General features: G+C 38.6%; 23 protein-coding genes. 8 read left to right on the forward strand and 15 right to left on the reverse strand.

Going from position 1 to position 23,091, the window contains the following annotated elements:
- The first annotated feature begins 186 nt into the window (after positions 1-186).
- Positions 187-951: a nucleotidyltransferase domain-containing protein gene (locus tag MMP60_RS08485; RefSeq protein ID WP_241335854.1), complete on the forward strand. Its 765-nt coding sequence runs from the start codon at positions 187-189 to the stop codon at positions 949-951.
- A 210-nt stretch (positions 952-1,161) separates the two neighbouring features.
- Here MMP60_RS08485 and MMP60_RS08490 read toward each other — a convergent pair whose 3' ends face one another.
- Positions 1,162-2,034 (reverse strand): DUF4349 domain-containing protein, encoded by an 873-nt coding sequence (locus MMP60_RS08490; RefSeq protein WP_241335855.1) that lies wholly within the window; start codon positions 2,032-2,034, stop codon positions 1,162-1,164.
- A 182-nt stretch (positions 2,035-2,216) separates the two neighbouring features.
- On the opposite strand from MMP60_RS08490, the gene MMP60_RS08495 reads away from it, so the two are divergent.
- Together MMP60_RS08495 and MMP60_RS08500 are read left to right on the forward strand one after the other, a co-directional pair.
- Entirely contained in the window at positions 2,217-2,588 is a 372-nt protein-coding gene (locus MMP60_RS08495) for a hypothetical protein (RefSeq protein ID WP_241335856.1), read from the forward strand.
- Positions 2,589-2,952: 364 nt separating this feature from the next.
- Positions 2,953-4,182 (forward strand): MFS transporter, encoded by a 1,230-nt coding sequence (locus MMP60_RS08500; protein ID WP_241335981.1) that lies wholly within the window; start codon positions 2,953-2,955, stop codon positions 4,180-4,182.
- A 95-nt stretch (positions 4,183-4,277) separates the two neighbouring features.
- Here the strand turns inward: MMP60_RS08500 and sodC are convergent, their stop codons facing one another.
- From sodC to MMP60_RS08515, 3 genes are all read right to left on the reverse strand, one after another.
- Positions 4,278-4,859, reverse strand: a complete 582-nt coding sequence (gene sodC, locus MMP60_RS08505) for a superoxide dismutase [Cu-Zn] SodC (protein WP_241335857.1) — start codon at positions 4,857-4,859, stop codon at positions 4,278-4,280.
- 103 nt (positions 4,860-4,962) lie between these two features.
- Positions 4,963-6,060, reverse strand: a complete 1,098-nt coding sequence (locus MMP60_RS08510; protein ID WP_241335858.1) for an AI-2E family transporter — start codon at positions 6,058-6,060, stop codon at positions 4,963-4,965.
- A 122-nt stretch (positions 6,061-6,182) separates the two neighbouring features.
- Positions 6,183-6,827 (reverse strand): ParA family protein, encoded by a 645-nt coding sequence (locus MMP60_RS08515; protein ID WP_241335859.1) that lies wholly within the window; start codon positions 6,825-6,827, stop codon positions 6,183-6,185.
- Between the two features lie 129 nt (positions 6,828-6,956).
- Between MMP60_RS08515 and MMP60_RS08520 the strand changes: the two genes are divergently transcribed.
- Positions 6,957-7,424: a Holliday junction resolvase-like protein gene (locus tag MMP60_RS08520; RefSeq protein WP_241335860.1), complete on the forward strand. Its 468-nt coding sequence runs from the start codon at positions 6,957-6,959 to the stop codon at positions 7,422-7,424.
- A gap of 14 nt (positions 7,425-7,438) precedes the next feature.
- Here MMP60_RS08520 and MMP60_RS08525 read toward each other — a convergent pair whose 3' ends face one another.
- A complete protein-coding gene (locus tag MMP60_RS08525; protein ID WP_018679441.1) occupies positions 7,439-8,062 on the reverse strand; it encodes a class I SAM-dependent methyltransferase in 624 nt (207 codons plus the stop codon).
- Positions 8,063-8,232: 170 nt separating this feature from the next.
- Here MMP60_RS08525 and MMP60_RS08530 point away from each other — a divergent pair, with 170 nt between their 5' ends.
- The gene (locus tag MMP60_RS08530) at positions 8,233-8,796 is read left to right on the forward strand and encodes a hypothetical protein (RefSeq protein WP_241335861.1); all 564 of its coding nucleotides are present in this window, start codon (positions 8,233-8,235) and stop codon (positions 8,794-8,796) included.
- Positions 8,797-9,074: 278 nt separating this feature from the next.
- Positions 9,075-11,033 carry a TonB-dependent receptor gene (locus tag MMP60_RS08535; RefSeq protein WP_241335862.1) on the forward strand — a complete coding sequence of 653 codons (1,959 nt, stop codon included), beginning with the start codon at positions 9,075-9,077 and terminating at the stop codon, positions 11,031-11,033.
- Positions 11,034-11,219: 186 nt separating this feature from the next.
- Here MMP60_RS08535 and MMP60_RS08540 read toward each other — a convergent pair whose 3' ends face one another.
- Both MMP60_RS08540 and MMP60_RS08545 read right to left on the reverse strand, forming a co-directional pair.
- Positions 11,220-11,795, reverse strand: a complete 576-nt coding sequence (locus MMP60_RS08540) for a hypothetical protein (RefSeq protein ID WP_241335863.1) — start codon at positions 11,793-11,795, stop codon at positions 11,220-11,222.
- Between the two features lie 19 nt (positions 11,796-11,814).
- Positions 11,815-12,594: a class I SAM-dependent methyltransferase gene (locus MMP60_RS08545; RefSeq protein WP_241335864.1), complete on the reverse strand. Its 780-nt coding sequence runs from the start codon at positions 12,592-12,594 to the stop codon at positions 11,815-11,817.
- Between the two features lie 121 nt (positions 12,595-12,715).
- On the opposite strand from MMP60_RS08545, the gene MMP60_RS08550 reads away from it, so the two are divergent.
- A complete protein-coding gene (locus MMP60_RS08550; protein WP_241335865.1) occupies positions 12,716-13,999 on the forward strand; it encodes a hypothetical protein in 1,284 nt (427 codons plus the stop codon).
- Between the two features lie 54 nt (positions 14,000-14,053).
- Here the strand turns inward: MMP60_RS08550 and MMP60_RS08555 are convergent, their stop codons facing one another.
- The 3 genes from MMP60_RS08555 to MMP60_RS08565 all read right to left on the reverse strand — a co-directional run bounded on the left by MMP60_RS08555 (position 14,054) and on the right by MMP60_RS08565 (position 15,896).
- Positions 14,054-14,641: a hypothetical protein gene (locus tag MMP60_RS08555; RefSeq protein WP_241335866.1), complete on the reverse strand. Its 588-nt coding sequence runs from the start codon at positions 14,639-14,641 to the stop codon at positions 14,054-14,056.
- 315 nt (positions 14,642-14,956) lie between these two features.
- Entirely contained in the window at positions 14,957-15,346 is a 390-nt protein-coding gene (locus MMP60_RS08560) for a tautomerase family protein (protein ID WP_241335867.1), read from the reverse strand.
- Positions 15,347-15,443: 97 nt separating this feature from the next.
- On the reverse strand, positions 15,444-15,896 hold the full coding sequence (locus MMP60_RS08565; RefSeq protein WP_241335868.1) for a hypothetical protein: 453 nt from the start codon (positions 15,894-15,896) through the stop codon (positions 15,444-15,446).
- A gap of 240 nt (positions 15,897-16,136) precedes the next feature.
- On the opposite strand from MMP60_RS08565, the gene MMP60_RS08570 reads away from it, so the two are divergent.
- The gene (locus tag MMP60_RS08570) at positions 16,137-17,633 is read left to right on the forward strand and encodes an NAD(P)/FAD-dependent oxidoreductase (protein ID WP_241335869.1); all 1,497 of its coding nucleotides are present in this window, start codon (positions 16,137-16,139) and stop codon (positions 17,631-17,633) included.
- Positions 17,634-17,687: 54 nt separating this feature from the next.
- Here the strand turns inward: MMP60_RS08570 and MMP60_RS08575 are convergent, their stop codons facing one another.
- From MMP60_RS08575 to MMP60_RS08595, 5 genes are all read right to left on the reverse strand, one after another.
- Entirely contained in the window at positions 17,688-18,110 is a 423-nt protein-coding gene (locus MMP60_RS08575) for a hypothetical protein (RefSeq protein WP_241335870.1), read from the reverse strand.
- A gap of 173 nt (positions 18,111-18,283) precedes the next feature.
- The gene (locus MMP60_RS08580) at positions 18,284-19,216 is read right to left on the reverse strand and encodes a hypothetical protein (RefSeq protein ID WP_241335871.1); all 933 of its coding nucleotides are present in this window, start codon (positions 19,214-19,216) and stop codon (positions 18,284-18,286) included.
- A gap of 76 nt (positions 19,217-19,292) precedes the next feature.
- The gene (glyS, locus tag MMP60_RS08585; protein ID WP_241335872.1) at positions 19,293-21,362 is read right to left on the reverse strand and encodes a glycine--tRNA ligase subunit beta; all 2,070 of its coding nucleotides are present in this window, start codon (positions 21,360-21,362) and stop codon (positions 19,293-19,295) included.
- The gene (glyQ, locus tag MMP60_RS08590; protein ID WP_018679456.1) at positions 21,362-22,351 is read right to left on the reverse strand and encodes a glycine--tRNA ligase subunit alpha; all 990 of its coding nucleotides are present in this window, start codon (positions 22,349-22,351) and stop codon (positions 21,362-21,364) included. Before glyQ ends, glyS begins: the two co-directional genes overlap by 1 nt.
- Before the next feature lie 112 nt (positions 22,352-22,463).
- Positions 22,464-22,904 carry a phosphoesterase gene (locus MMP60_RS08595; protein ID WP_241335873.1) on the reverse strand — a complete coding sequence of 147 codons (441 nt, stop codon included), beginning with the start codon at positions 22,902-22,904 and terminating at the stop codon, positions 22,464-22,466.
- Positions 22,905-23,091: the final 187 nt, after the last annotated feature.

Below are 23,091 nucleotides of genomic sequence, written 5' to 3' on the forward strand. Positions count from 1 at the left end.
AGAATTATGAGCTCCATAACTTAAAAAATGAACGGATAGGACTTATCTATTTTACTGATGTGTTATAGGTTAACTTAGCTAGTAAATTAAAAATACTATTTTTTATTGGACAAATTAAGGGTAGAGAATCAAATTGACAGGTTACAAATAATAAAATTCTCGTTTAATCGAATTTTAGAGAGAAATATGAACATCAACCAAGAAATCGAAAAACTGTTTCAACAACGCCAAGATATCCCATTATTTTATATTGAAAGTGGTAGTCGTTTATGGGGTATGGCAAGTCCTGACAGTGACTATGATGTACGTGGTTTTCATTTACCGAGCAAAGATCAGTATTTTGATTATAAAAAACATCGTGATCTGATCGAGATCATGGATGGTGATTTTGACTTCGTTTCTTATGATCTCGATAAAATGTTTGGATTACTGGCAAAAAGTAACCCGACTGTTTTGGAGTGGGTGCGAGCGCATATTGTGTACTTTAATGCTTTCCCAGAATGGCAAACCTTTCGAGATGGGTTACTTGAGCGAATCGACTATAGTGCGTTATATCACCATTATTTATCACTGGCGAAAGGTGGCATGAAAGTGATGCAAACCGCAGATAATTTTACGTATAAAAAAGTGTTTTATTCAATTCGTGGTTTGATGTCGGCAGAGTTGGCAACCCAAGAAGTGATGCCTGAGTTACTGATTACAGACCTATTTGCTCAAGTGTCTGAGCATGATCCATTGCGTCATTGGGCAGAAGATTATCTGGAAATTAAAAAGCAGCAGAAAGAGAAAGCTCAACTCCCTGAAGTAGAGCAAGCAGCGATTCTCAATTTATTGGAAACCAAGATTGAGCAGTTAGCAGCCAAAGAAATGCAGAAAGCTGATCGTCGTGTTAGTTTGGAAGCATACTTAACAGAATATAGTCGTCATTTAAAACAGCATTATTATCAGTAGAAGTTTGTTTCTACTGATCATTTTAAATTTTAAATTACACTTTTAAAAATACGAATTTTCGTATCTACCACATGCTATTTCCATCAATAACTAAAATATTGTTTATGGAATCACTCAAAAATAGATTTCTAAAACTTGTGTATTTTAGGAAATCTATTCGTGAGTGAGCATGCACAAATAGGCAAAATACGAGTGATGCACAATTAATAGTTAGCTATTCTGCTTTCGAGTTTTATAGGCTTTTCGAATAACCCAAATCGTAATAAACAAGAGATAGAAAGCCCAAAATTGAATTAGCCATAAAATCGTTTCTTTAAAATAAGATAGACCCACTTTGAAGGCTTCTGCAATTCGGGTCAGCAATGGGTCACTATCGAGTGTCGCAATTCGATTGATATTTAAATCATGGCTTTTACGCACTTTTGCTTGTTGGAAAAATTCCAAACGAATGGTGCTATAAGCTAAACGATCTTTCACTTCTAGATCTGTCAGTTGTTGCAGTTGATTGTTCACTGTATTCGACGAACTATTACTTTGATTCGCGGTATTCAGTTTTTCTTCTAATAGCTTTAATTCATAACGTTTTGCTTCATAGGTTTGTGTATTAAAGTTCAACATCAAAGGCAGTAGATTGTTTAGAAACGTTGTTACCTGATCATTTGGAATACGCACAGTCAGTTGTACCATTGGCGTGATTTTTTCATAAATATCAACTGTGCCATCGCTACGATTACGTTGGGAGCGGTCACTGACTTGATAATCAATTTGTTTATTTTCGATATAGCCGTTGTATTGCAACAACTGTTGTTCAAGGGTTGCCGTGGTTTTTAACACATCTTTAACTTCAAATTGCAATTGAGCATTTTTGATCAACTGGCGATTTTGTTCCAAAGCACTTTGTTGGGTACTGACCAGTTGTTCTGGATTTTTAGCGGCATTCGCACGAATTGCTTCACTACGCTCAGTGGTGTGTTCTGCGGCAACGGATGCATCATTTGCCATACCTTCTTCTTTTTTAGAACAACCGATAATGGTGCTGCTAACGATTAAAATAAGGGTTAATTTTTTTGCTAAATCTGACATTTTTGCATGCCTAAAAAGTTGTGATATTGATGTTATAAAATCTGTGTTTTTAATAGGTTGTTGTATGTATTTAAGCTTTGTCAAACACAACAAATCTCTTGCAAGCCACCTACATTTTGTGGCTTGTAAATTCAGTTTTGCATAGTAGCATAAATCAGCAAAGTGAATAGGATGTGTACAAAATGCATAAAATTGGGATGATCTTGGTGACTAGCTTATTTTTGGCAGCCTGTAATCAGTCGATGCTTCAATCTCAGCAGCAAGCTGCCGTGCAAAACAGTACAGCTATGCACGCAGTTCTGTCGGATCAGCCAAATTTATTTCATGATGAAAGCAATCTAAAAATAGATCAGCAGTTTAATCGTGCAGAAAACCCAACCGATGCTGAAATTACAGTTGAACAAGCACAGCTGGATGATTCCGTTTTAGCGATTCGTACTAAATATCAGTTAAAGCGTGATCAAGCAGTTTGGAAGATTGTGAATAAGCAGCAAAGTTACCAATGTACGAGGGGAGCGAATACCAAGACCTTCCAGTTTGATTTATGCTCATAGCCATATAGCATGTTTTGGACGGGTGAATAGATAGACAAAACTGTGGATAACTTTATGGTTATTCACATATCAACACAATTCCTAAGCTCTGCTCAAATTGCGGTCATTTCTAAAAAATGCTAAAATTAAGTTTGGATATTTTTCCAATAGGTAAAATTTTTACCAATCTCACGTAAATAAATTGTTTTCTTATATACACCTTGTGAATACGGTGTTTTCACATTTATTACATGCGCTCTCACTGCATGAAAATCAAAATTTAATTTAAATCAAAGCCATAAAATCGTGTGCTGATGATCCTATTTTCCTTTTATTTGTGGAAATGGGCTGTATGCGAATTGGTTATTTTTGTGAATAGAACATGATGACGAATAATCAGAGCATGACGTTAAACCGTATAACGCTTATGTTTCCATTAGCTTTAGTGCTATTCGAATTTTCAGTTTATATCGGTAATGATCTAATCCAACCAGCCATGTTGGCGATCACAGAACAATTTGGGGTCAGTGCAACATGGGCACCATCATCCATGTCATTTTATTTATTGGGTGGGGCAAGTGTCGCTTGGTTGCTTGGGCCGCTTTCGGATCGACTTGGGCGTAAAAAAGTATTATTGGCAGGCGTGGCATTTTTTACCATCTGTTGTTTACTGATTTTACTCACACACAATATTCAACAATTCCTGACTTTACGTTTCTTGCAAGGGATTGGTCTCTCTGTCATTTCAGCAGTGGGGTATGCCGCGATTCAGGAAACATTTGAAGAGCGTGATGCCATTAAAGTGATGGCATTGATGGCGAATATTTCTTTGCTTGCGCCGTTACTTGGACCAGTTCTCGGTGCATTTCTGATTGATTATGTGTCTTGGCATTGGGGCTTTGTTGCGATTGCCGCAGTTTCATTCTTAAGTTGGTTTGGTTTAAATAAATTTATGCCGACCAAACAAGAGAGCCGAGCGAGACAACCTTTTAGTTATATCTTTGATGATTTTAAGAAGGTATTCACGAATCGCCGTTTCTTGGGTTTAAGTATCGCTTTGCCCTTAGTTGGGATGCCGTTGATGCTTTGGATTGCTTTGTCGCCAATTATTTTGGTGGATGAGTTGAAACTGAGTAGTGTGCAATATGGTCTGGCGCAGTTTCCTGTATTTTTTGGCTTAATTGCAGGGAATATTATCCTGATCAAAATAATTGATCGTTTTCCATTAGGCAAAACCATTTTGATGGGCTTGCCGATTATGTTGATTGGAACGCTGTTCTTAATTTTAGGCGTGATTTGGCAAACGTATCTTGTCCCTTGTTTATTGATTGGTATGACTTTGGTGAGCTTGGGTGAGGGGATTAGTTTTTCCGTCATGTACCGTTTTGCGTTGATGTCTTCGGAAGTTTCGAAAGGCACAGTAGCAGCCGCCGTTTCAATGTTATTGATGATGAGTTTCTTTACAATTATTGAATTGGTACGGGTACTGTATACATATTTCCATATTTGGGCTTTTGCCTTAGCCTGTGTAACGCTGATTGGTTTTTGGTTTCTGCAACCAAGAGCCGCGTTGAAGCAGGTAATGTTGGAGCGTAAAGCGGAAGGGATTAATTGATCAATCAAATGCTGAGTTGATGTTTTAGATTTTTTATAGTGTTTAAAAGATCAACAAAACTGTGGATATCTTTTTAGATACCCACAGTGCTTAAATTATTGAATGACACCACAAGCAATTCGTTCTCCACCACCACCTAAGGGTTTCGGGGTATCTGAATAATTATCTCCCCCTGCATGAATCATGATCGTACGTCCCTGAATATCAGAAAGTTTGAGACGAGGAGCGGTGACGGGTGTGATTGCAAAGCCTTTGTCATTGACGACGAGTACAGGTAAATCACCTAAATGCCCATTTTCTGGTGTGCCATGATTGGCAGTATTATCAGGATTTAAGTGTCCCCCTGCTGCAAGAGCAGCCCCCATTTTGTCATCTTTTAATGTAGCATCACATGAGGCATTTTCATGGATATGGAAACCATGTTCGCCAGGAGAAAGTTTCCAAAGTGCAGGGGTGATGAGTAAACCTTGAGGCGTTTGTCTGAATGAAACTGTGCCAATCGAAGCCCCGACGCCATTGGCATCGACTTGATAAACGGGAATGAGTTGTCTTTGATCTGTGGTGGTGGGTCGTGTTTGAATTTTAGATGCATTACTATCTAAACTAATAGATGAACAGGCACTGATCATCAAAATTAAACCGCTTAGAATGGAATATTTGTGTACAGCTAAAAACATTGCGAATTATCCTTATCTATTATCTTTATTTGTTCGATTCAAACAAAGTATTGAATAACTCGCAAGTTGCAATGCAGATTAAATGATAAGTGGTGTAAATGACTCACAATTTTGTTTCAGGTGGTGCTTCAATTGCAGCGATTGGTTCTTGAACATTTTCATGTAACCATTCACGCCAAATTGCCAATAAAATCGCCAAGATGACTGGGCCAATAAATAAGCCCACTAAACCAAAGCTTGCGATTCCACCCAATACGCCAAACATAATCAGTAAAAATGGAATCTGAGTTGCGCCAGAGATCACCAAAGGGCGAATCACATTATCTGAACTGCTGACGATTAAAACACCCCATGTAATGACGCCAATCGCTTCAACGGTTTGTCCTTGCGCGAGCAGCCATAGCCCGACACCAAAATAAGAAATCGGTGTACCAAATGGGATCAAGGCTAAAATAAACGTCACCATCGTCAGGAGCATTGGATTTGGAACACCTGCAACGAAGTAACTGAGACCAGCTAAAATCGCTTGAGCAACCGCCGTTAAGCCTACACCATAAACCACAGCACGGGTAGTTTCTGAGATTGTCTCTAAATAATGATGTACACGAGGCCCAATCACCATTTCTAAGGCACGACTGACTTGAGACAAGATCATTTGCCCATCACGGTAGAAGAAGAATAAGGTCATGATAGCAAAACAGAGTTTAACTAAATTTCGACTGATTTCACTCAGCACAAAACGTCCATAACTTAAATGGCTTTGAATCCATTCCGCGATGTTATTGGTAATACTATTGGGATCTGTACTTAACTCATTGAGGGTGCGACTAATATCTTTTCCAACGACAGGTAGTTCACGAACAAAGGTTGGAATTTGGATATGCCCTGAAAATAGTTGTTTTTGTAAATTAAAATATAAATTGCGTCCTTCCAATTGCAGCATAAAAATCGCGCAGATAAAAGGAACTCCGATCACCAGAATGACCAACGTAATCATAATGGTTGCATTGAGCGTCGGACGATTTTCACCAAAAAAGCGACGTTGTACCCATAAATACACAGGCCAAGTCATATACGCAATAATTGCAGCCCAAAGAACAGGAACGATAAAGTATTTGAGAATACTAAATCCGAGGAACATTAAGACAAAAAATAGTCCAAACAGCAAAACGCGTTGTAATGTTGGGGCGTATTGTTGCACGATAGTATTTCTCTAGTGCTGGTAGGTGAATAAAACCATATTAACTGAAAAACCAGCCTAGGGAAATTTTCATTGCCTTATTTTAAGATTCAATATCAAAAGATTAGCTTTCCTTACAATGCTTAGAACCATTCAGTTGGATCATCAACCAATTGATTTAGAACAGGCTGCCATTGGCTTTGAATACTGACAAAGTTTTTCTGTGTTTTATCAAAAATACTCAAGCCTTGCATTGCCAATGTGCCGTAAGCGCTACGTTCTGAGATCCACGCAACAGGTTCTTGTTCGATCTTATTAAAAAAATCCTGAATATCTTTTGAACTAGAACTATTCGGTTTGACACGATTGGCAATCAACAGAATCTGCACTTTTCCTTTGCGAATACGTTTAATGTCTTGCAAATGTTTCAGAAAACGACGCGTACTATCAATATCAAAAAATGAGGGTTGCAATGGCGTTACAATCGCATGTGCTTCACTGACCAATTGTTCAGCATGCTCGCCTGACAGCGCACCAGGTGCATCAATAATCAAATAGTCGAGATGCTTTGGAATATCACCAATTGATTTTTCATGTCGCCAATCGAGACTCTGAATTGCGGTCACAGTTTCAGGACGTTGCTTTAACCATTGTAATGATGATTTTTGGTTATCGGCATCGGCAAGCGCAACCTTATAACCTTTTTGTGATAATGCTGAGGCAAGGGTAATAGCGGTCATGGTTTTGCCGCAACCACCTTTTTGATTTGCGATTAATATTGTCTTCATGAAATTAGATTTTTTAACAAGTGTTTTGTATTCAACGATACCTTAGCATCTTTTTGACCAGAGTGTATGACACATGACAAAAGTTTAATGTTGCAGTTAAATAGCAAACCTAGAAAAAGGAATACTTTTATGTCAGTTTGGCTTGCAATGTTGATTGGTGGTTGTATTGGTGTCGTTATCACAACCATGATTTTGTCCAATACACGCAATGGTCGTATTCAGGCAGAATACGAAAAATATATTGCTGAATTAGAATTAGAACATAAACAAGCCTTACTTGATGCACAGAAACGCAGTGTAAATACCAGTCGTGCGGTTTTAAAAGGGAAAATGGCTGAACAGTTTGCACCGATCTTGCCTGAGTTTCGGTATTTACCCAGTGATGCAAAGTTTCTCGGTGATCCCGTCGATTATGTGGTGTTTGATGGTTATACTAATTTTCGTGATGGAGATGGCACTGTAGATGACATTGAAGTGATTCTGCTGGATATTAAAAGTGGTGGTGCGCGCTTGAGCAAAGGGCAACAGGCAATTGCTCAAGCGGTACGTGAAGGACGAATTCGTTTTGAAACACTGAGAATTGACTTTGAAGATTAATCAGCGTTCTGAATCTATTGTTTCTGTGCCCGTGCAAATAGCATTTTCTGTGCAACAGCAGGAATACCATCTGCATCAAAATATTCTTTTTCCACAAACTTAAATTGAGCTTGTAATAGATGATGTTCAATATTGCGATTGAGGTGGCAACCGTCACCAATTCGTTTTTGTATTGGGGTCAGCAAGGTTTGTAGGGATTGTAATTTAACTGAGTCAGGGTGTTTGACATGTTCAATTAAATGAAATGTCCCTGTAGGTTTTAACACCCGATAAATTTCTGCCAAGGCGAGATCAAGATTTGGAATACTGCATAAAGTCCATGTAGAAACAATATGATCTAAACTTGCATCTGCAAAGGGGAGTTTTTCTGCACTTGATTGTACGTGCTTTACGTAAAAGGGTGCATGTTGAACCCGTTCAATTGCCAGATGATAAATATCTGGGTTGGGTTCTAAGGCATAAAGTGAATCAACATTGCCGTAGAAAGGAATATTCAGCCCTGTACCAAATCCGATTTCAAGCACTTCACCTTCGATCGGAACTAATAATTCACGACGTTTGTCCATCAAGCTTGCAGTTTGCATTACTTGATTAAGTAAATGCGGAAAAATTCGACGTTGGTAAAATTGGTAAATCATAAAGCTCTATTCACTCGTTTTAATAAAGATAATACTGAAATCACAGCACAAAAATAGGACTAAAGTGAGTTTGATTGTTACTAAAAAAAGCACTTTTTTTCATCATCTAAGCATACTATGAAGATATATGCTTTTCTAAGATTTTAGTGATATTTTGAGGATGATGGACCATGAAAAAACGTCTATGGATGAGTTTGGGCATGGTTGCAGTGCTTGGGCAGGCACATGCATCGACCCGTGGAATAGAATATAACATTGCCAACGGTTTATCGCCGATTGCAAAGGATCAGTCTATTTCGGTGTTGCAGCCTTTTTATGGCAACTTCCGTATTCTCGGCTCTAAAATGTATCAGGATGACGAACAAGCCAAGTTCTCTCCAATTGATTATGCTGTGAGTTGGGGCTTATTTGCCAAGCCTGAGATTGCACGTAAAATTTCAGTGAATCAATATGATCGCTATCTGAATTGGAAAATTGATAAACTGCCTGTTCCTGCCGATCAAGCCATGCAAATGGTGTCCAATATGCATATTATTCCTGCAAATCCTGAAATTGCTCAGCAAATCAAACAAGTGAAGCGTGGGGATTTGGTGCAGTTGAAAGGTGAGTTGGTCGAGATTCGTGATAAGGATTTGGTTTGGAAATCTTCTTTAACACCAACTGATACAGGTGATGGTGCTTGCGAGTTGTTCCGTGTTAATTCCATTCAGTGGATAGAAAAACAAAAAATTTAATATATATTCAACCGTATTTTGAGCAGAGTTAGTCTGGTTTTCTGAATAAGTTTTTAAAAATGGGTGACAATCTAAATAAGGTTGGAAAAGCATTGTCACCTTTCAAACCTGATAATTTATTTGATTTTTTATTTTGATTATATTTTTATAAACAGCTACTTGTTAAATTTAATTTACCATAAAATAAAATATTGCAAAAAATATACAATTAAATATAATTGCGAACAATTATCATTTTTAATCTCATTATTTATAATATGCTTAATAAAACAATTTTTATGCCAAAGGCTCTCAGCACCACAATATGTGGTTTACTCGGACTAAGTTTATTTTCCAGTTATGGTTATGCCCAAGAGGTTGTAGAAAAACTGGCAACAATCACGGTGACAGCGACTCAGACTGAGCATGATCAAAAAAGTGCGCCTGCCAGTATCAGTATTATCACTCAAGAAGAGTTAGCGAAACGTCCTGTTTATGACCTTGCAGATGCTTTACAACAAAGCGCAGGTATTCATATCAATAGCTCGTCTGCGTATGGTCGCAAAGAGATTAAAATTCGTGGTTTAGATGCTGACTATACGTTGATCTTGGTGAATGGACGACGAATCAATTCTAGAGATGCTTTGACATCGAATTATTCCAATGATTTTGATCTTTCCTCGATTCCTTTGGCGGCTGTTGAACGAATTGAAGTAGTCCGTGGTCCTATGTCTTCTTTATATGGTGCTGATGCCTTGGGCGGGGTCGTTAACATCATTTTGAAAGAGCCAAGTGATCAATTGGAAGCCACAGCCAAGTATAGTTATGAGTTACCAACCGAAGGTGATGATGGTGCTGTACATAAGGCAAGTGCTTATATTGGGGGGAGCTTAATTGAAAATAAGCTATTGGCGAATTTTGTATTGGAAGGCATCAATCAGCAAGCATGGCGTTCGGAGCAGAGTATTTATAAAAATACCGATGCTGCTGAGGAGCGGAAAGGATTTAGTCTATTATCTAATTTAAGTTGGCGAATCAATGAGCAACAAACGTTGGATGTTGACTTAACGCATCGTTCTGATGAGCGTCAAGCACAGTGGAGCAATTATGGATTGTCTTTCCCAACCAATATTCAGGAAATGGATCGAACAAGTGTTGGTCTGACACATTCTGCGAACTGGGATGCAGTGAATAGCCGTTTACGTTATTACTATGAACATGTTGATTTAATGGATAATTCAGAAATTATCACCAATTTGTATAAGAAGACAGGTGATATCCAGCAAACCAATCATACGATTGATGCTCAAGTGAGTGGTCGTATAGGCGAACAACATCTATTGACGGGCGGTGCTGAGTTTCGGAAAACTGAACTGAGTCATAACCAAAATTTAAAAGGGGCGATTTCTCTAAATCAAACAGCTTTGTACTTACAGGATGAGTGGCAATTAGATCGCCTCGCACTGACTTTGGCTGGGCGTTATGATGATTATGAAAGTTTTGGGAATGAATTTAGCCCCCGCTTTTATAGTGTGTATCAACTTACAGACCAATTTAATTTAAAAGGCGGTATTGGTAAGTCATTTAAAGCACCAAGTATTTCCCAATCTGATCCTACTTATGCTGTCTTAGCATGCCGTGGCTTATGTCGTGTTGTGGGAAATCCTGATTTAGAACCAGAAACAGCGACCAGTTATGAGTTTGGTGGTGTGTATGAAAATGAGCGTTTCTATGCGAGTTTGATGTACTTTAATAATGATATTAAAAATATGATTGTGAGTGATAGTTGGAGAGCTGGATATCGTCCAACGGTGATGACTTATACGAATGTCCATTCTGCCTCTGTGAAAGGCATAGAGCTTGAAAGCCAATATGAGCTGAATGACGCTATAGCGATGAAACTCAATTACACGTATTCGGATGGGAAAAATAAAGATAATAATCAAGTGCTTGATTATAGTCCACGTCATACTGGAAATATGAATTGGGATTGGCATATCAATGATGCATTTGGGTTGAACTTGAATTATCAATATATTGGCAGTCAGATGTTATATATTCCTGCGACATCGAAAAGTAAGAAATCTGATGCCTATCATGTAGTAGGCGTAAATGGGCAATATCAATTCAATCCGAGTTTTAGCATTCAAGCAGGGCTCAAGAACTTGACTAATACTAAACGTGATGAGGTCGCACGTTCGATTGATCATATTTTAATGGGTAGAACAGCATTTGTTGGTTTTAACTTTAAATATTAATTCAACCAATCTGTTATAGATTGCATCCTCAATTTGATCAGCACTATTTTATTGAAAACCGAGCTAAATCATTCGCTCGGTTTTTTTATTTGATAGTGTCAATGCGATGGAAAGCATTAATACCAAAATCTGCTAAGGATGAAATGATGTAACTTAGATTGAATATCTGATGAAATAGAATAGCATTTACTCAGTTTTCATTTTGATCTCAGATGTTTGTGAACTCTTCCAATGATGCAGTTGGCTTTGTGCATGTAAATACTCATTTAAATGATCAACTTGTTTGGCAGTATCGGCATTTTGAGCGGTGCTAGATAAGGTACTTTGTTCTAATACTTTGGCTTGGTTATCCCAATATTCATACAAAAGCCCTTGAATATAACGACCTTGTTCGGTTTTGAGTTCTAACTCTTTCAGCATATTGAGTGCAGATCGGACATTATCTTTTTGGCGTTGTTGTTCAAATTCAGGTGTGAGTGAATTGGCTTCTTTCATCTTTGCCAATTCCATTTCCATACTATCGCTCATTTCGGTAAAACGGCGGTCATAGTCATCCAAGGCTGCAATATCATGCGCATCGTTAGCCGTGGCTGGGAACTGTTTAATCGGTATTTGTTTGATCTGACCAATTGCATCGTTGCTGGTCGTACTTTGTTGTTCTTGGTGTGCTGTTGTTTGCGGGTCTTTATTACATGCACTCAGTAGCAATGTAGCGCTGAGTAAGCTAGTGAGTGCAACAGTAGTTTTAAATTTAATCGTCATAAATACACCTGATTGATTATTAATTTACTCTTTTTTGGAAATGGTAGGCAAAGGTGGTATAGGGAAAATCAATCTGATCTTGCGCAGTTCGCCCTGTAAAATCAAATACAATTTGTTCAAATCTTGCTTTCAGGCGTTGTTGTTCAAGCTGCGGCATTGCTGCAATAAAACTGGTAGAAAGTAAACGTTTACTGACAACATGTTCTACCGTACCTGTATGCTTGAGTTGAAAGGTTTGCAGCCCTTTGAATTGGAATAGCGCTTGATGCTCAAAAACTTGCTTCCATTTTTCACTATGGTAACGCGGTGTATCTGCTTCAAAAGGTGCAATTTCATCAGCTAACGCTTTTACCCAGTCCACAGTGATGTCACGCTGATTCCAAATCAATCCTAGATGCCCCGATGGCGTTAAGACACGATACATTTCCTTGAGCGTTTCAATATTTGAAAACCAATGGAACGATTGCGCACAAATAATCGCGTTAACCGATTCATCCTTTAACAGAAGTTGCTCACTGGAAGTTTGTAGACATTCAACCGTGATATAGCTTTGTTGCAGTTGTTCTAGCATCTCTGTCACAGGTTCAACCGCAATCACCTTTGCCTGTGTTTGAATGAGGTAAGGTAAGAATTTGCCAGTCCCTGAACCGAGGTCAATAACAGTGGAACTTTCACCAACTTTGAGCTGATCTTGCAGCCAAACGATGACTTCTGGTGGATAACTGGGGCGAACTTGCTGATAGAGTTCTGCCCCTAAACTAAAGCCTTTTTGTGCAGCAGGATGCAAGGATTGTGTCATTTTTTGCGCTTTTTAATCTGTCTTATCTCTATAAAATAAGATACTCCGCAAATAGGGTTTGGCAAAGCCATCATTTGATGACTTTTTGCGACAAGCCTAGGATTGATTTTTCAGTGTGAGCATGGATAAGCAAATAATATTTGAAGATGAACATATTCGCGTTATTTTTTTAAAAGGTTCAAGTGACACTTTAGTGGTTTCGTTTGGCGATTTGATTAGTCGTGCCAAAGGAATGTCGATTAATGCTGAAAAATCACTCATAAAATATCAATATAATGTGATTGGCATTATGCCAAAACAAAAAACTTGGTTTCCTAAAAGCAGCATGCTCCAGATGCAGCAGCAGATTCAGCCAATTTTAGAACAGTTTAAACAGATCGTTGGTTATGGCGGCTCAATGGGAGGCTATGCTGCGATTAAGTATTCTAATTTATTGAATATGCAGAAAATCGTCGCCTTTGTTCCACAATATTCAATTGACCCTGATGTGGTTCAAGACCGCCGTTATGCGGAATTTTTCGATCCATCCATTCATCAAGAAATGCAGATTCAAGTCGATGAAGTGGATGCATCTCGTGAATACATCATTGTTTATGATCCTTATTTTGCAGAAGACAAAGAACATTTCTTAAAAATACAACCTCTATTGCCAAACATGCATGTGATTCATTTACCGTTCACAGGGCATGAGGCACTTTCGGTTTTGGCGAGTTCGCAATTGTTAAATGATTTTGTCGAACAGCCATTTGATATCACCTATTTTTATCAGCGTGTTCGGGAAGTTAAAAAGCAAAGTAAATTTTATTATCGTCATGTACTTGATGCGTTGTTAACGAGACACCATCAGGCTTTATTGCGGATTTTAGAGAATAATGATTTTGTCTTAGACGAGCGTTATTTTGATGCGCTACTCAAACAAAAATTAGTTCAACAATTATTTAATCTCAAACAGGGCACTGAACAAAACTTGCAGAAGTTGGGTATTCAGCCACACTTTGTCCAACACACTGAAATTTCAGCATTAAGCATTCGCACGGTGCAAGATAAGTTTCTGGTCTTTAATTTGGTGAGTTTAAAGCTAGAGAGCTATAGTGCTGAAGTGATTAAGGCGAATCAACAATATTTATTGCCATTAAAAGTCACAGCAAATGCAGTTGTTGAACTAGAACTCAATGCTGAATCTTATCTGTTGACTATGAATGATCGTGGCATTCATAAGTTGGTCAAAGTAGGCGAAGCTTTAGCCTTAGATCAGTCGCCATTGCTGTTTAAATATTATGCTGACTTTTATAGTCTGAGTTATAAACAATTGACCTTGAGTTGTGATGATCAGGGTTTGAGCCACTTTATTGACAACAGTGCCGACGAACAGACTAAACTACAATTCGTCAGCTCAATGATTTAATAAAAAAGCCCTTTGTCTCGACAAAGGGCTTGCTTTAAAGCGGATTTAACTCGATTAGTTCACGCCAACTTTAGCACTGGTGTTTACATTGGCATTTACGCCTAAGACTTTCACACCTACATTTGCACCTGTGTGTAGATTTTTTCGATCTGCATTCAAGCCTGTTTTGGCATTTACTGATGAAGTCTTACCATTCACTTGTGTATTGAGACTGGTTTGTGCATCTAAATTTAATGCCTTAGGTCGAGTTTGTTTTTCTTCAAGCTGTTTGTTGATCTTTGTTTTTTGATCAGCCGTAAATCGCTTAGCATCATTCGCTTTATTGACCGTGTAGTTGCGAGTATTTTTGACAGTTTCATCAGTTTTGCTGATCACTTGTGAACTGACATTGGTTGCGACACCGATCGTTTGCTGAGTTGCATTTACGCCCGTATTTACAGCAGCATGACCAATATGCTGAGCGGTATGACCTACGCCTTGTGCCGTGTTTTTAACTGCACCTGTAACACCTTTGATCAAGCCACCTGATTCTACATTCACTTGCGCCGAGCCATTGGCATTGACACCAACGTTTTGTGCAAAAATAGATGCAGAAGCGAGGAGAGTTGTTGTCACGATAGCTGTTTTGATCATTTTTTTCATTGCGATTTCCTTAAGCGATGTACCGTATTGGGGTACTTCATCAACGCAAATGCATCATAACGAGCAAAACAGAGAAAGCGATGGATTTCAGCAAAACTTTACAAGCAAATTACAGCTTAAAAACACTGTAGCTAGAAATTGTGGAGATGATATTTTTTATAATTAAATGAAAAATAAAGTAAAAAATAGAGTTGATATCAAAGCTTAATCTCAAATTTATGGGAAATAAAAGGTGAAAAGCATATTTGATCAACTTTCATATTGATGGAATAAAGGAAATTGAATGATCAAGTTTACGCTGCTTTAAAGGTTATTTTAAATCTCTACTTTAAAACCTAGATCAACTTCTGAAGCAGGAATCCCTCCGCGAATTCCCCAGTTCTCTAAGGCTTGTTCTTGAAGCAAAATAAAAATGTCATCTTTAGGAATACCCAGTTCAGTTAAATTTTTAACTAAAGTTTGATACAGCCTCTTTTTCGTTTCAAGGCTGCGACCATAAAACATGCAAATTTCAATTAAAGTATATTTTTGAGATTTATTCGGTGGTATCCAAAAGTGTTCAGGGCGATGCTCAATATAACGAATTTGTCGATCATGCTCAGGGATTTGTAAAACTTCCCGTTGTGCTTGTATAACAGCATCCATTAGGGCTTGAACTGTTGTTGGCGGGTGTGAATAGCACACCTCAATTTTTGATAATGGCATGGTGAATTGCTCTTTTTATTTATTACTTTGATTAAGTTGATAATTCTACAACAACATATTTGAATAGAAAGGGGAATTTTTTATTTCCCCTGCATCGTTATATTGAGTGACATTGAGCCAACGCCGTTTGACTGAAATGGCTTTTGAGCTTCTCAAAATTATGTTTTGTTTCATCACTTTGAATATCGAAAACAGTGATAGTCCGTGTTTTCTGATCCAGTTTATGCTTTTGCGTCGCCACATCAATCGCACGATTTAAATCATATTGATAGGTTTCAGAAAAGGCATGGCGCAGTTGATTTGCTTTGAAACGCCAAGTTTCTGTGCTTTCCCCAGCATCAAAATAGCCTGTAAATTGAATAAGACAATCATTTTTAGATTGGCTCAGCGTTGCAACATTGGCTTTGGTATTTGGCAGTGCCTCAATATTTTGGACTTGTTCTAACTGTTTTATGGGCGAAGGTGATGTTGTTGGTAAATAAGAACACGCAGAGAAGCTGATTGCACTCAACAAGGAAAGAGCCATTATTTTGAATGGGTGATGCATCATTTGCAAAATTCCAATCCTATGAATTTATGTTATTGAGTGTGTAGATAAACGCTGAGAAGTTCAATCTATGTTTTGGGATAACACTGTAAATCTAAGCTGAATCGGTTGAATGCAAACAACGGTAAGCCGCCTTAGCAATTTGTGTCAAAAATGACCTAAGAAAAGGCCTGTCTTGATAATGACCCTCTACACCGTTTATGCCATGTTGTTCACGGAATTAAAATAAGGAAATACGTGGTTATGGGTACACAATCGAAGACTGTTCCATTTCATCGTGTCATTGTGATCGGCGGTGGTTTTGCAGGTCTAGGCGCAGCGATTAAATTAAAACAAGCAGGTATCCAAGATTTTATTTTGTTGGAAAAAGCCGATGAGTTAGGCGGGGTATGGCGTGAAAATACCTATCCGGGCTGTGCTTGTGATGTGCCTTCGGCATTGTATTCGTATTCTTTTGAACCCAATCCTGCATGGAGTCGTGTGTTTGCAGGACAGGCTGAAATCAAACAATATCTGCAAAATACGGCACAGAAATACCAAGTATTACCCCATGTCCGTTTTCAACATGAAGCCCTTGCAGCAACGTGGTCAGATGCCAAACAGTGCTGGATTATTAAAACCAATCAAGGCGAATTACATTCACAATTTGCGATTATGGCATGTGGCCCAATGCATGAGCCAGTGATTCCAAATATACAAGGCTTAAAAGATTTTAAAGGTGAGATTTTCCATTCATCGCGTTGGCGACATGATGTGGACTTAACAGGCAAACGCGTTGCAGTAATTGGTACAGGTGCTTCCGCAATTCAGTTTGTGCCACAAATCCAGCCTTTGGTAAAAGAACTCACTGTATTTCAACGCACACCGCATTGGATTTTACCTAAATCGGATATGCCACTCCCAAGTGCGATTCAAACCTTATTTAAATATGTCCCTGTCACTCAGTCGGTGATGCGTGGATCAGTCTATGGCATCTTTGAAACCTTAAATGGTGGTTTACAAAGTAATGCGGCGATGCGACAAGTACAACGTATTGCTGAATTTCATATTAAACAGGGCATTAAAGATTCTAAGTTACGTGCCAAAGTCACACCAAACTATGTGATTGGTTGTAAGCGGATTCTCCAGTCTAATGAATGGTATCCAGCTCTAGCCCAAGACAATGTTAATGTGGTGGCGGGTGCATTGAGCGAAGTGAAAGGCAAGCAGTTGATTGCCAGTGATGGCTCAACCTTTGAGGCTGATGTGATCATTCTTGGGACAGGTTTTGAAGTTGCTGAACCGCCAATTGCCCAGCGAGTCTATAACCGTTATGGACAAAGCATGTCTGATGTGTGGCAGGGCAGTCCAGAAGGTTATATGGGAACGATGGTGGCAGATTGTCCGAATGGTTTTTTGATGTTCGGCCCTAATATTGCAGTGAGTTCATCTGCTTTTATCATCATTGAAGCCCAACTGACTTATATTGTTGATGCCTTAAAACAAGCAATTCAAAAAAATATCAAAAGCATAGAACCTGATCCTGTGCGTATGGCTGAATTTAATCAACGCGTGCAAGAGGCTTTACAAACCACGGTGTGGAACAAAGGGGGTTGTCAGAGTTATTTCATTGATCGGAACGGACGAAATAGTACGGTATGGCCGTGGACGACGTTTAAGATGCGTCAGCAACTCAGTTATTTTAATTTGAATGAATATTTAATTGATCATCAAGTTGGGGTAGAAGCCGAACTTGTTTAATTAAACTAAGGGTTAAGCTAAACACCTCTGAGTCGATTAGAGGTGTTTTTACTTTTAGTTCGATGATGATTGGCTAAGTTCTGCATGCACAATTGGAATGTTCCCATCATTTGTACCGATGACAGCATCTTTGGTTTCTTGCAGTTTCTTTGTGGTGACTTCTTTGGTTTCTTCAGCTTTTGCCTGAATTGATTGGGATTGCTCAGCGCTATAAACTTTGGCTTCTTGCCATGATTTGCTTATTTTTGCAGATGTTTTTTCTGAACTATGTTGAATTGAGTGACCTAAGTTTTGGATGCCTTTTCCTGTTTTATACAGTAATACACGTCCGATGCTTGGATTATCGCCATAAGGCATAGTTTTTTCAGGTACGGTATTGGTTGTACTTGTTGTTGCTACATTTGTATCGGCTGCCCATAGAGAAGACGATGCGATCAGTGCAGTCGTAACACATAATATTTTTACTTTATTCATCATCTTTTCCGTTCCCTAAGTGACCTTGCCACAATCCAAGCTTTATAGCTTATCGCCAAGTATAAGAAAAGAATGTAGGTGATGTGAAATTGATATATTCAGTAAAGAGTTAGCTTATGAGCAAATTAGTCTTTTATATAGATATTTATTCAATAAGACCAGAAGACTCTGTTTGATCATGACTTAGTACAGTAAGTGCCTTTATAGTTTAGAAGAGTAAACAAGTATTCTTGTATTAGATTACTGGCTTCATTTAGGTCTTCTCTAGCTTGCTTTGAATATTGAGAATCGTTTAAAGGCAATAACAGACCTTCATGAATAATTCGATTTCTCTTCTTTAGAGCATCTTTAATAAGGTTATTACTTCTGCTTATGCCGATTGACTCAAACATTCTTTTAGTCATTTCAGTAGAACCACATTTGCTATGAAGCTTATGAATATATTGACTAGTATTTTCATCAAAGCAATATTCTTCTTTATTTATACATTGATAGTTTTGAGGGGGATATAGGGGATGATTATATTTCCCTTTTTGATATTGGTAACCACGCTCTAATGCATAGGTATGTTTCAGATTTTCAATGATTACATAATGCAAAATAAGTGATGCTTCTGTGGCTAGATTTGCACGATTTGCTTCACATAAATAGTCAAATACAACAGTTAGCTGCCTAGATGACTTTAGCTTTTTGAATGTTGGATATGTTTGTTCAATAAAGTTCCTAATTTCTAAACCATGCATATCAATAATATTATTGTCTGCTCGCATAGTTTTTACATCAGAGCATGGTCGAGATTGAGTGGAGCATCGGCCATAGGTCTCACAACGAACATATGATTGTTGAGCAAAAGATAGTAAATAGCAAATATCATCAATAATTTCGAAAATTTGTAGTATTTGCGTTTCTTCAGTGTATTGCACTTCAACATGTGTAGTAACTTTTCTTTTATTTTCAAAGTCTTTATGTTTTAAAAGAATATCATGTTGTTTAAATTTAAACGCAAAGCCATCACACTTTATTATAGTTGTATCATTAGGTCCGCCACTATAAGAAGATTCTCCTCCCCACATAAATAAATTAACAATAGATAATTTTAAACTTTTCATAATTCTTCTAATTTACATAATAAACCCCACTAAATATATAGCGGGGTTTATTTGAAAGATCAAGGATTATAAATATTTAACCCTGCAATACACTCACATCTGCAATCGCTGTAAATAAATCACGTAATTGAGCCAATAAACGTAAACGGTTGGCTTTTAATTCTGCATCATCTGCCATAACCATCACGCCTTCAAAGAAAGCATCAATAGGCGCACGAAGCGCAGCAAGCTTAGAGAGTGCTTCTGTATAGTTACGTGCAGCAAGTAAAGGTTGAACTACTGGTGTTAAAGCTGATAACTCTGCATAAAGCGCTTTTTCAGCAGCTTCAACCAGATTCGCTTCAACGACTGCACCTTCAGGAGTCGCTTCTTTGGCAAGAATATTGGCAACACGTTTATTTGCCGCAGCCAATGCAGCCGCTTCTGGCAAGGTGCGGAAATGATTGACAGCAGTGACACGTTTATCAAAATCAAGTGGAGATTTTGGAGCAAGTGCTTGAACCGCTTGAATCACATCAACAGCAACGCCTTGATCTTCATACTTGGCACGGTAACGACCTTCAAGGAAAGCAACCGCATCAGCACGCGTCTTGTCATGATCTTTAACCACGTCGCCATAACCTTGCAAGGCAAAGTTAACTAGTTCTTCAATCGTCACATCAAGTTCATTTTCGATGATTAAACGCAAGATACCGATTGCAGAACGACGTAAGGCAAATGGATCTTTAGAACCTGTTGGTGCTTGACCAATACCAAAAATACCAACAAGCGTATCTAAACGGTCAGCAAGCGCAATGGTGGTACCTGTCTTGGTTTGCGGTAATACATCACCTGCAAATTTCGGTAAATATTGCTCGCCTAACGCTTCAGCAACTTCGCTATTCTCACCTTCAAGGCGAGCATAATACGTGCCTGCAATCCCTTGAAGTTCTGGGAATTCACCCACAAGTTCAGAGGTTAAGTCACATTTCGCAAGTAACGCTGCTTTCTCAGCATCAGCTGCATTTGCACCTGTAATTGGAGACATTGCCACAGCCAATTTTGCAATACGTTCTGATTTATCCCAAAGTGTGCCCAATTGCGCTTGGAATATCATGTTGGCTAATTTTTCTTTACGAGATGCAAGCGGTTGCTTTTGGTCTTGTAAGAAGAAGAATTCTGCATCAGACAAACGAGGGCGAACAACTTTCTCATTTCCTTCAATAATTTGAATCGGATCTTTCGACTCAATATTTGAAATAGTAATGAAGTAAGGCTGTAATTTACCTTCAGCATTGATTAAACAGAAATACTTTTGGTTATCCTGCATGGTGGTAATCAATGCTTCTTGAGGAACAGCTAAATAACGTTCTTCAAAGGTCGCACGTAATGCAACAGGCCATTCAACCAGACTTGTCACTTCATCAAGCAAATCTGCTGGCACAATTGCAGTCGCATTGACTTCATCTGCCAATGTTTTGACTTGTTCTTGAATCGTCGCTTGACGCTTTTCAAAGTTCGCAACGACATAAGCTTTTTCTAAAGCAGCTAAGTAGTCATTTGCATGCGCTAAAATCACTGCTTCTGGCGCATGGAAACGATGACCATAGGTCACGTTACCTGCTGTATGATCTTGAATGGTTGCTTCAACCACTTGATCATCTTTCAGCAATACTACCCATTTTACTGGACGCACGAATTCAGTACGGCTTGCCGCTGAACGCATACGTTTTGCGATTGGTAAGTTATCCAACGCAGCTTGTAAAATTTGTGGCAGTAAAGCATCAAGGCTTTGACCTTTCACATCTTTCAAGAAGCACACTTTTTCAACTTTACCTGCTTGGAACGTTGAAAGCTGATCAACCGTAATGCCTTGACCGCGCATAAAGCCTTCAAGGGCTTTGGTTGCTTTGCCTTCAGCATCATAAGCCGCTTGTACAGCAGGGCCGTCAAAACGTTTTTGTGTATCCGCTTGAGCCGCATCAATATCCACAATTTTAAGGGCTAAACGACGTGGAGCAGCATAAGCTTCAATAGACGCGAAGTTTAAGCCTGCATCTTTTAAGCCTTTTTCAGTTTCAGCTTTGAGTGCATCACGCAAAGTTTTTAAGCTTTTTGGTGGAAGTTCTTCACAGCCAAGTTCGAATAAAACAGTATGTTGAGTCATTATTTATTCTCCTTCGCTTTTTCAGCTTGGGCTGCTTCTGCTTCAACTTGTGCTTTGAGTTGAGCCAATACTTCATCACGTAAATGTGGTTCTGCCATTGGGAAACCAAGTTTTGCACGAGCAGCGACATAACTTTGTGCAATTGAACGCGCCAAGGTACGCACACGTAAAATATAACGTTGACGTTCAGTCACAGAAATCGCACCACGCGCATCAAGTAAGTTAAAGCTATGCGATGCTTTAATGACTTGCTCATAAGCAGGGAGTGGCAGTTCAGCTTCCATTAAGCGAGTTGCTTCCGCTTCATAGAAATCGAATAATTCAAACATTTTTTCAACGTTGGCATATTCAAAGTTATAGGTTGATTGCTCAACTTCATTTTGATGGAATACATCGCCGTAAGTCACTGTACCAAACTGACCTTTAGTCCAAACCAGATCGTAAACGGAGTCTACACCTTGCAGGTACATCGCAAGACGTTCTAAACCATAGGTGATTTCACCTGTGACTGGATAACACTCAACACCACCGACTTGTTGGAAGTAAGTGAACTGAGTCACTTCCATACCGTTGAGCCAAACTTCCCAACCTAAGCCCCAAGCGCCAAGTGTTGGAGATTCCCAGTTGTCTTCCACGAAACGAATGTCGTGTGTCAACGTATCAATCCCGATCGCTTTTAAAGAATCGAGATAAAGCTGTTGGATATTGTCGGGGTTTGGTTTTAAGACGACTTGGAACTGATAGTAATGTTGTAAGCGGTTCGGGTTCTCACCATAACGACCATCTTTCGGACGACGTGAAGGTTGAACATAAGCTGCGTTCCAAGTTTCTGGACCTAATGCACGTAAGAATGTTGCAGTGTGGAATGTCCCTGCACCCATTTCCATATCATATGGTTGTAATATGACGCAGCCTTGCTCCGCCCAATAGTTTTGTAGGGCAAGAATTAAGCCCTGAAATGTGTCAATATGCGATATAGCACGACTCATGGTGCATCCACTGGAATCAAACAAAAATTGTGGTTAAGTATAAGGATTTTCAAAGGGAGTGCAAAGGCTTCAAACACTTCGGCAGCAAGTTCTGACTAGAAATAAAAAAATGTTATTTTATTCCACATTCATTTCTACTTTTGGCTGATAGTAAACTTTTGATATAGCCTATTTCTTGATTTGTTTTCATCTGTTTGATGTATTGATCTATCTGTTGGTCAGCAGGTGAACTTTGATTGGTGTCAATAGATGAGGTTTTCGGCGTATTGTCATCAACTAAAAATACTTTACCCTCGGTAAAACCCCAACTTTTATTGATTTCGCTTCCATCCTCAAGGACAGCAGATGTCTTTAAAAAACAGGTGTTATCATATTTAAGTAAAGCAAACTCTTTTATAAAATATGGACTTGTAATTGATTTCATAGTTTTTACTTCAATGAATTCAGGCTCATTCTTTGTGCCACAAGCTGACAGCGTTAGTATTAAAGAAAGTAGAGCAAATAAGTATAAGAAATTGTGCATTGTATTCAGTGATAGAGTTTTCTTAACCATATTATAGATCGGTTAAATTGCGGTGAGATGAATAATTCATGATTAAAATTAATTATTTAAATATGATTTGATAACGAATTGCATCTTTGATGCTCTTAATTTTTAATCATCACAGCATGTTGAAAATCATCCGCGAGTGCCCTCTAAAAGTTCATTTCAGTCAGACAAAGCTTAAAAAATGATGAAT

Source organism: Acinetobacter sp. ANC 4805 (assembly GCF_022549495.1).
In the GTDB taxonomy this organism is placed as follows: Bacteria; Pseudomonadota; Gammaproteobacteria; order Pseudomonadales; family Moraxellaceae; genus Acinetobacter.

Bases quoted from the DNA above. Each gene is read 5' to 3' on its own strand.
- MMP60_RS08485 (WP_241335854.1), top strand. From the start codon at position 187: ATGAACATCAACCAAGAAATCGAAAAACTGTTTCAACAACGCCAAGAT.
- MMP60_RS08490 (WP_241335855.1), bottom strand. From the start codon at position 2,034: ATGTCAGATTTAGCAAAAAAATTAACCCTTATTTTAATCGTTAGCAGC.
- MMP60_RS08495 (WP_241335856.1), top strand. From the start codon at position 2,217: ATGCATAAAATTGGGATGATCTTGGTGACTAGCTTATTTTTGGCAGCC.
- MMP60_RS08500 (WP_241335981.1), top strand. From the start codon at position 2,953: ATGACGAATAATCAGAGCATGACGTTAAACCGTATAACGCTTATGTTT.
- sodC (WP_241335857.1), bottom strand. From the start codon at position 4,859: ATGTTTTTAGCTGTACACAAATATTCCATTCTAAGCGGTTTAATTTTG.
- MMP60_RS08515 (WP_241335859.1), bottom strand. From the start codon at position 6,827: ATGAAGACAATATTAATCGCAAATCAAAAAGGTGGTTGCGGCAAAACC.
- MMP60_RS08520 (WP_241335860.1), top strand. From the start codon at position 6,957: ATGTCAGTTTGGCTTGCAATGTTGATTGGTGGTTGTATTGGTGTCGTT.
- MMP60_RS08525 (WP_018679441.1), bottom strand. From the start codon at position 8,062: ATGATTTACCAATTTTACCAACGTCGAATTTTTCCGCATTTACTTAAT.
- MMP60_RS08530 (WP_241335861.1), top strand. From the start codon at position 8,233: ATGAAAAAACGTCTATGGATGAGTTTGGGCATGGTTGCAGTGCTTGGG.
- MMP60_RS08535 (WP_241335862.1), top strand. From the start codon at position 9,075: ATGCCAAAGGCTCTCAGCACCACAATATGTGGTTTACTCGGACTAAGT.
- MMP60_RS08540 (WP_241335863.1), bottom strand. From the start codon at position 11,795: ATGACGATTAAATTTAAAACTACTGTTGCACTCACTAGCTTACTCAGC.
- MMP60_RS08545 (WP_241335864.1), bottom strand. From the start codon at position 12,594: ATGACACAATCCTTGCATCCTGCTGCACAAAAAGGCTTTAGTTTAGGG.
- MMP60_RS08550 (WP_241335865.1), top strand. From the start codon at position 12,716: ATGGATAAGCAAATAATATTTGAAGATGAACATATTCGCGTTATTTTT.
- MMP60_RS08555 (WP_241335866.1), bottom strand. From the start codon at position 14,641: ATGAAAAAAATGATCAAAACAGCTATCGTGACAACAACTCTCCTCGCT.
- MMP60_RS08560 (WP_241335867.1), bottom strand. From the start codon at position 15,346: ATGCCATTATCAAAAATTGAGGTGTGCTATTCACACCCGCCAACAACA.
- MMP60_RS08565 (WP_241335868.1), bottom strand. From the start codon at position 15,896: ATGATGCATCACCCATTCAAAATAATGGCTCTTTCCTTGTTGAGTGCA.
- MMP60_RS08570 (WP_241335869.1), top strand. From the start codon at position 16,137: ATGGGTACACAATCGAAGACTGTTCCATTTCATCGTGTCATTGTGATC.
- MMP60_RS08575 (WP_241335870.1), bottom strand. From the start codon at position 18,110: ATGATGAATAAAGTAAAAATATTATGTGTTACGACTGCACTGATCGCA.
- MMP60_RS08580 (WP_241335871.1), bottom strand. From the start codon at position 19,216: ATGAAAAGTTTAAAATTATCTATTGTTAATTTATTTATGTGGGGAGGA.
- glyS (WP_241335872.1), bottom strand. From the start codon at position 21,362: ATGACTCAACATACTGTTTTATTCGAACTTGGCTGTGAAGAACTTCCA.
- glyQ (WP_018679456.1), bottom strand. From the start codon at position 22,351: ATGAGTCGTGCTATATCGCATATTGACACATTTCAGGGCTTAATTCTT.
- MMP60_RS08595 (WP_241335873.1), bottom strand. From the start codon at position 22,904: ATGGTTAAGAAAACTCTATCACTGAATACAATGCACAATTTCTTATAC.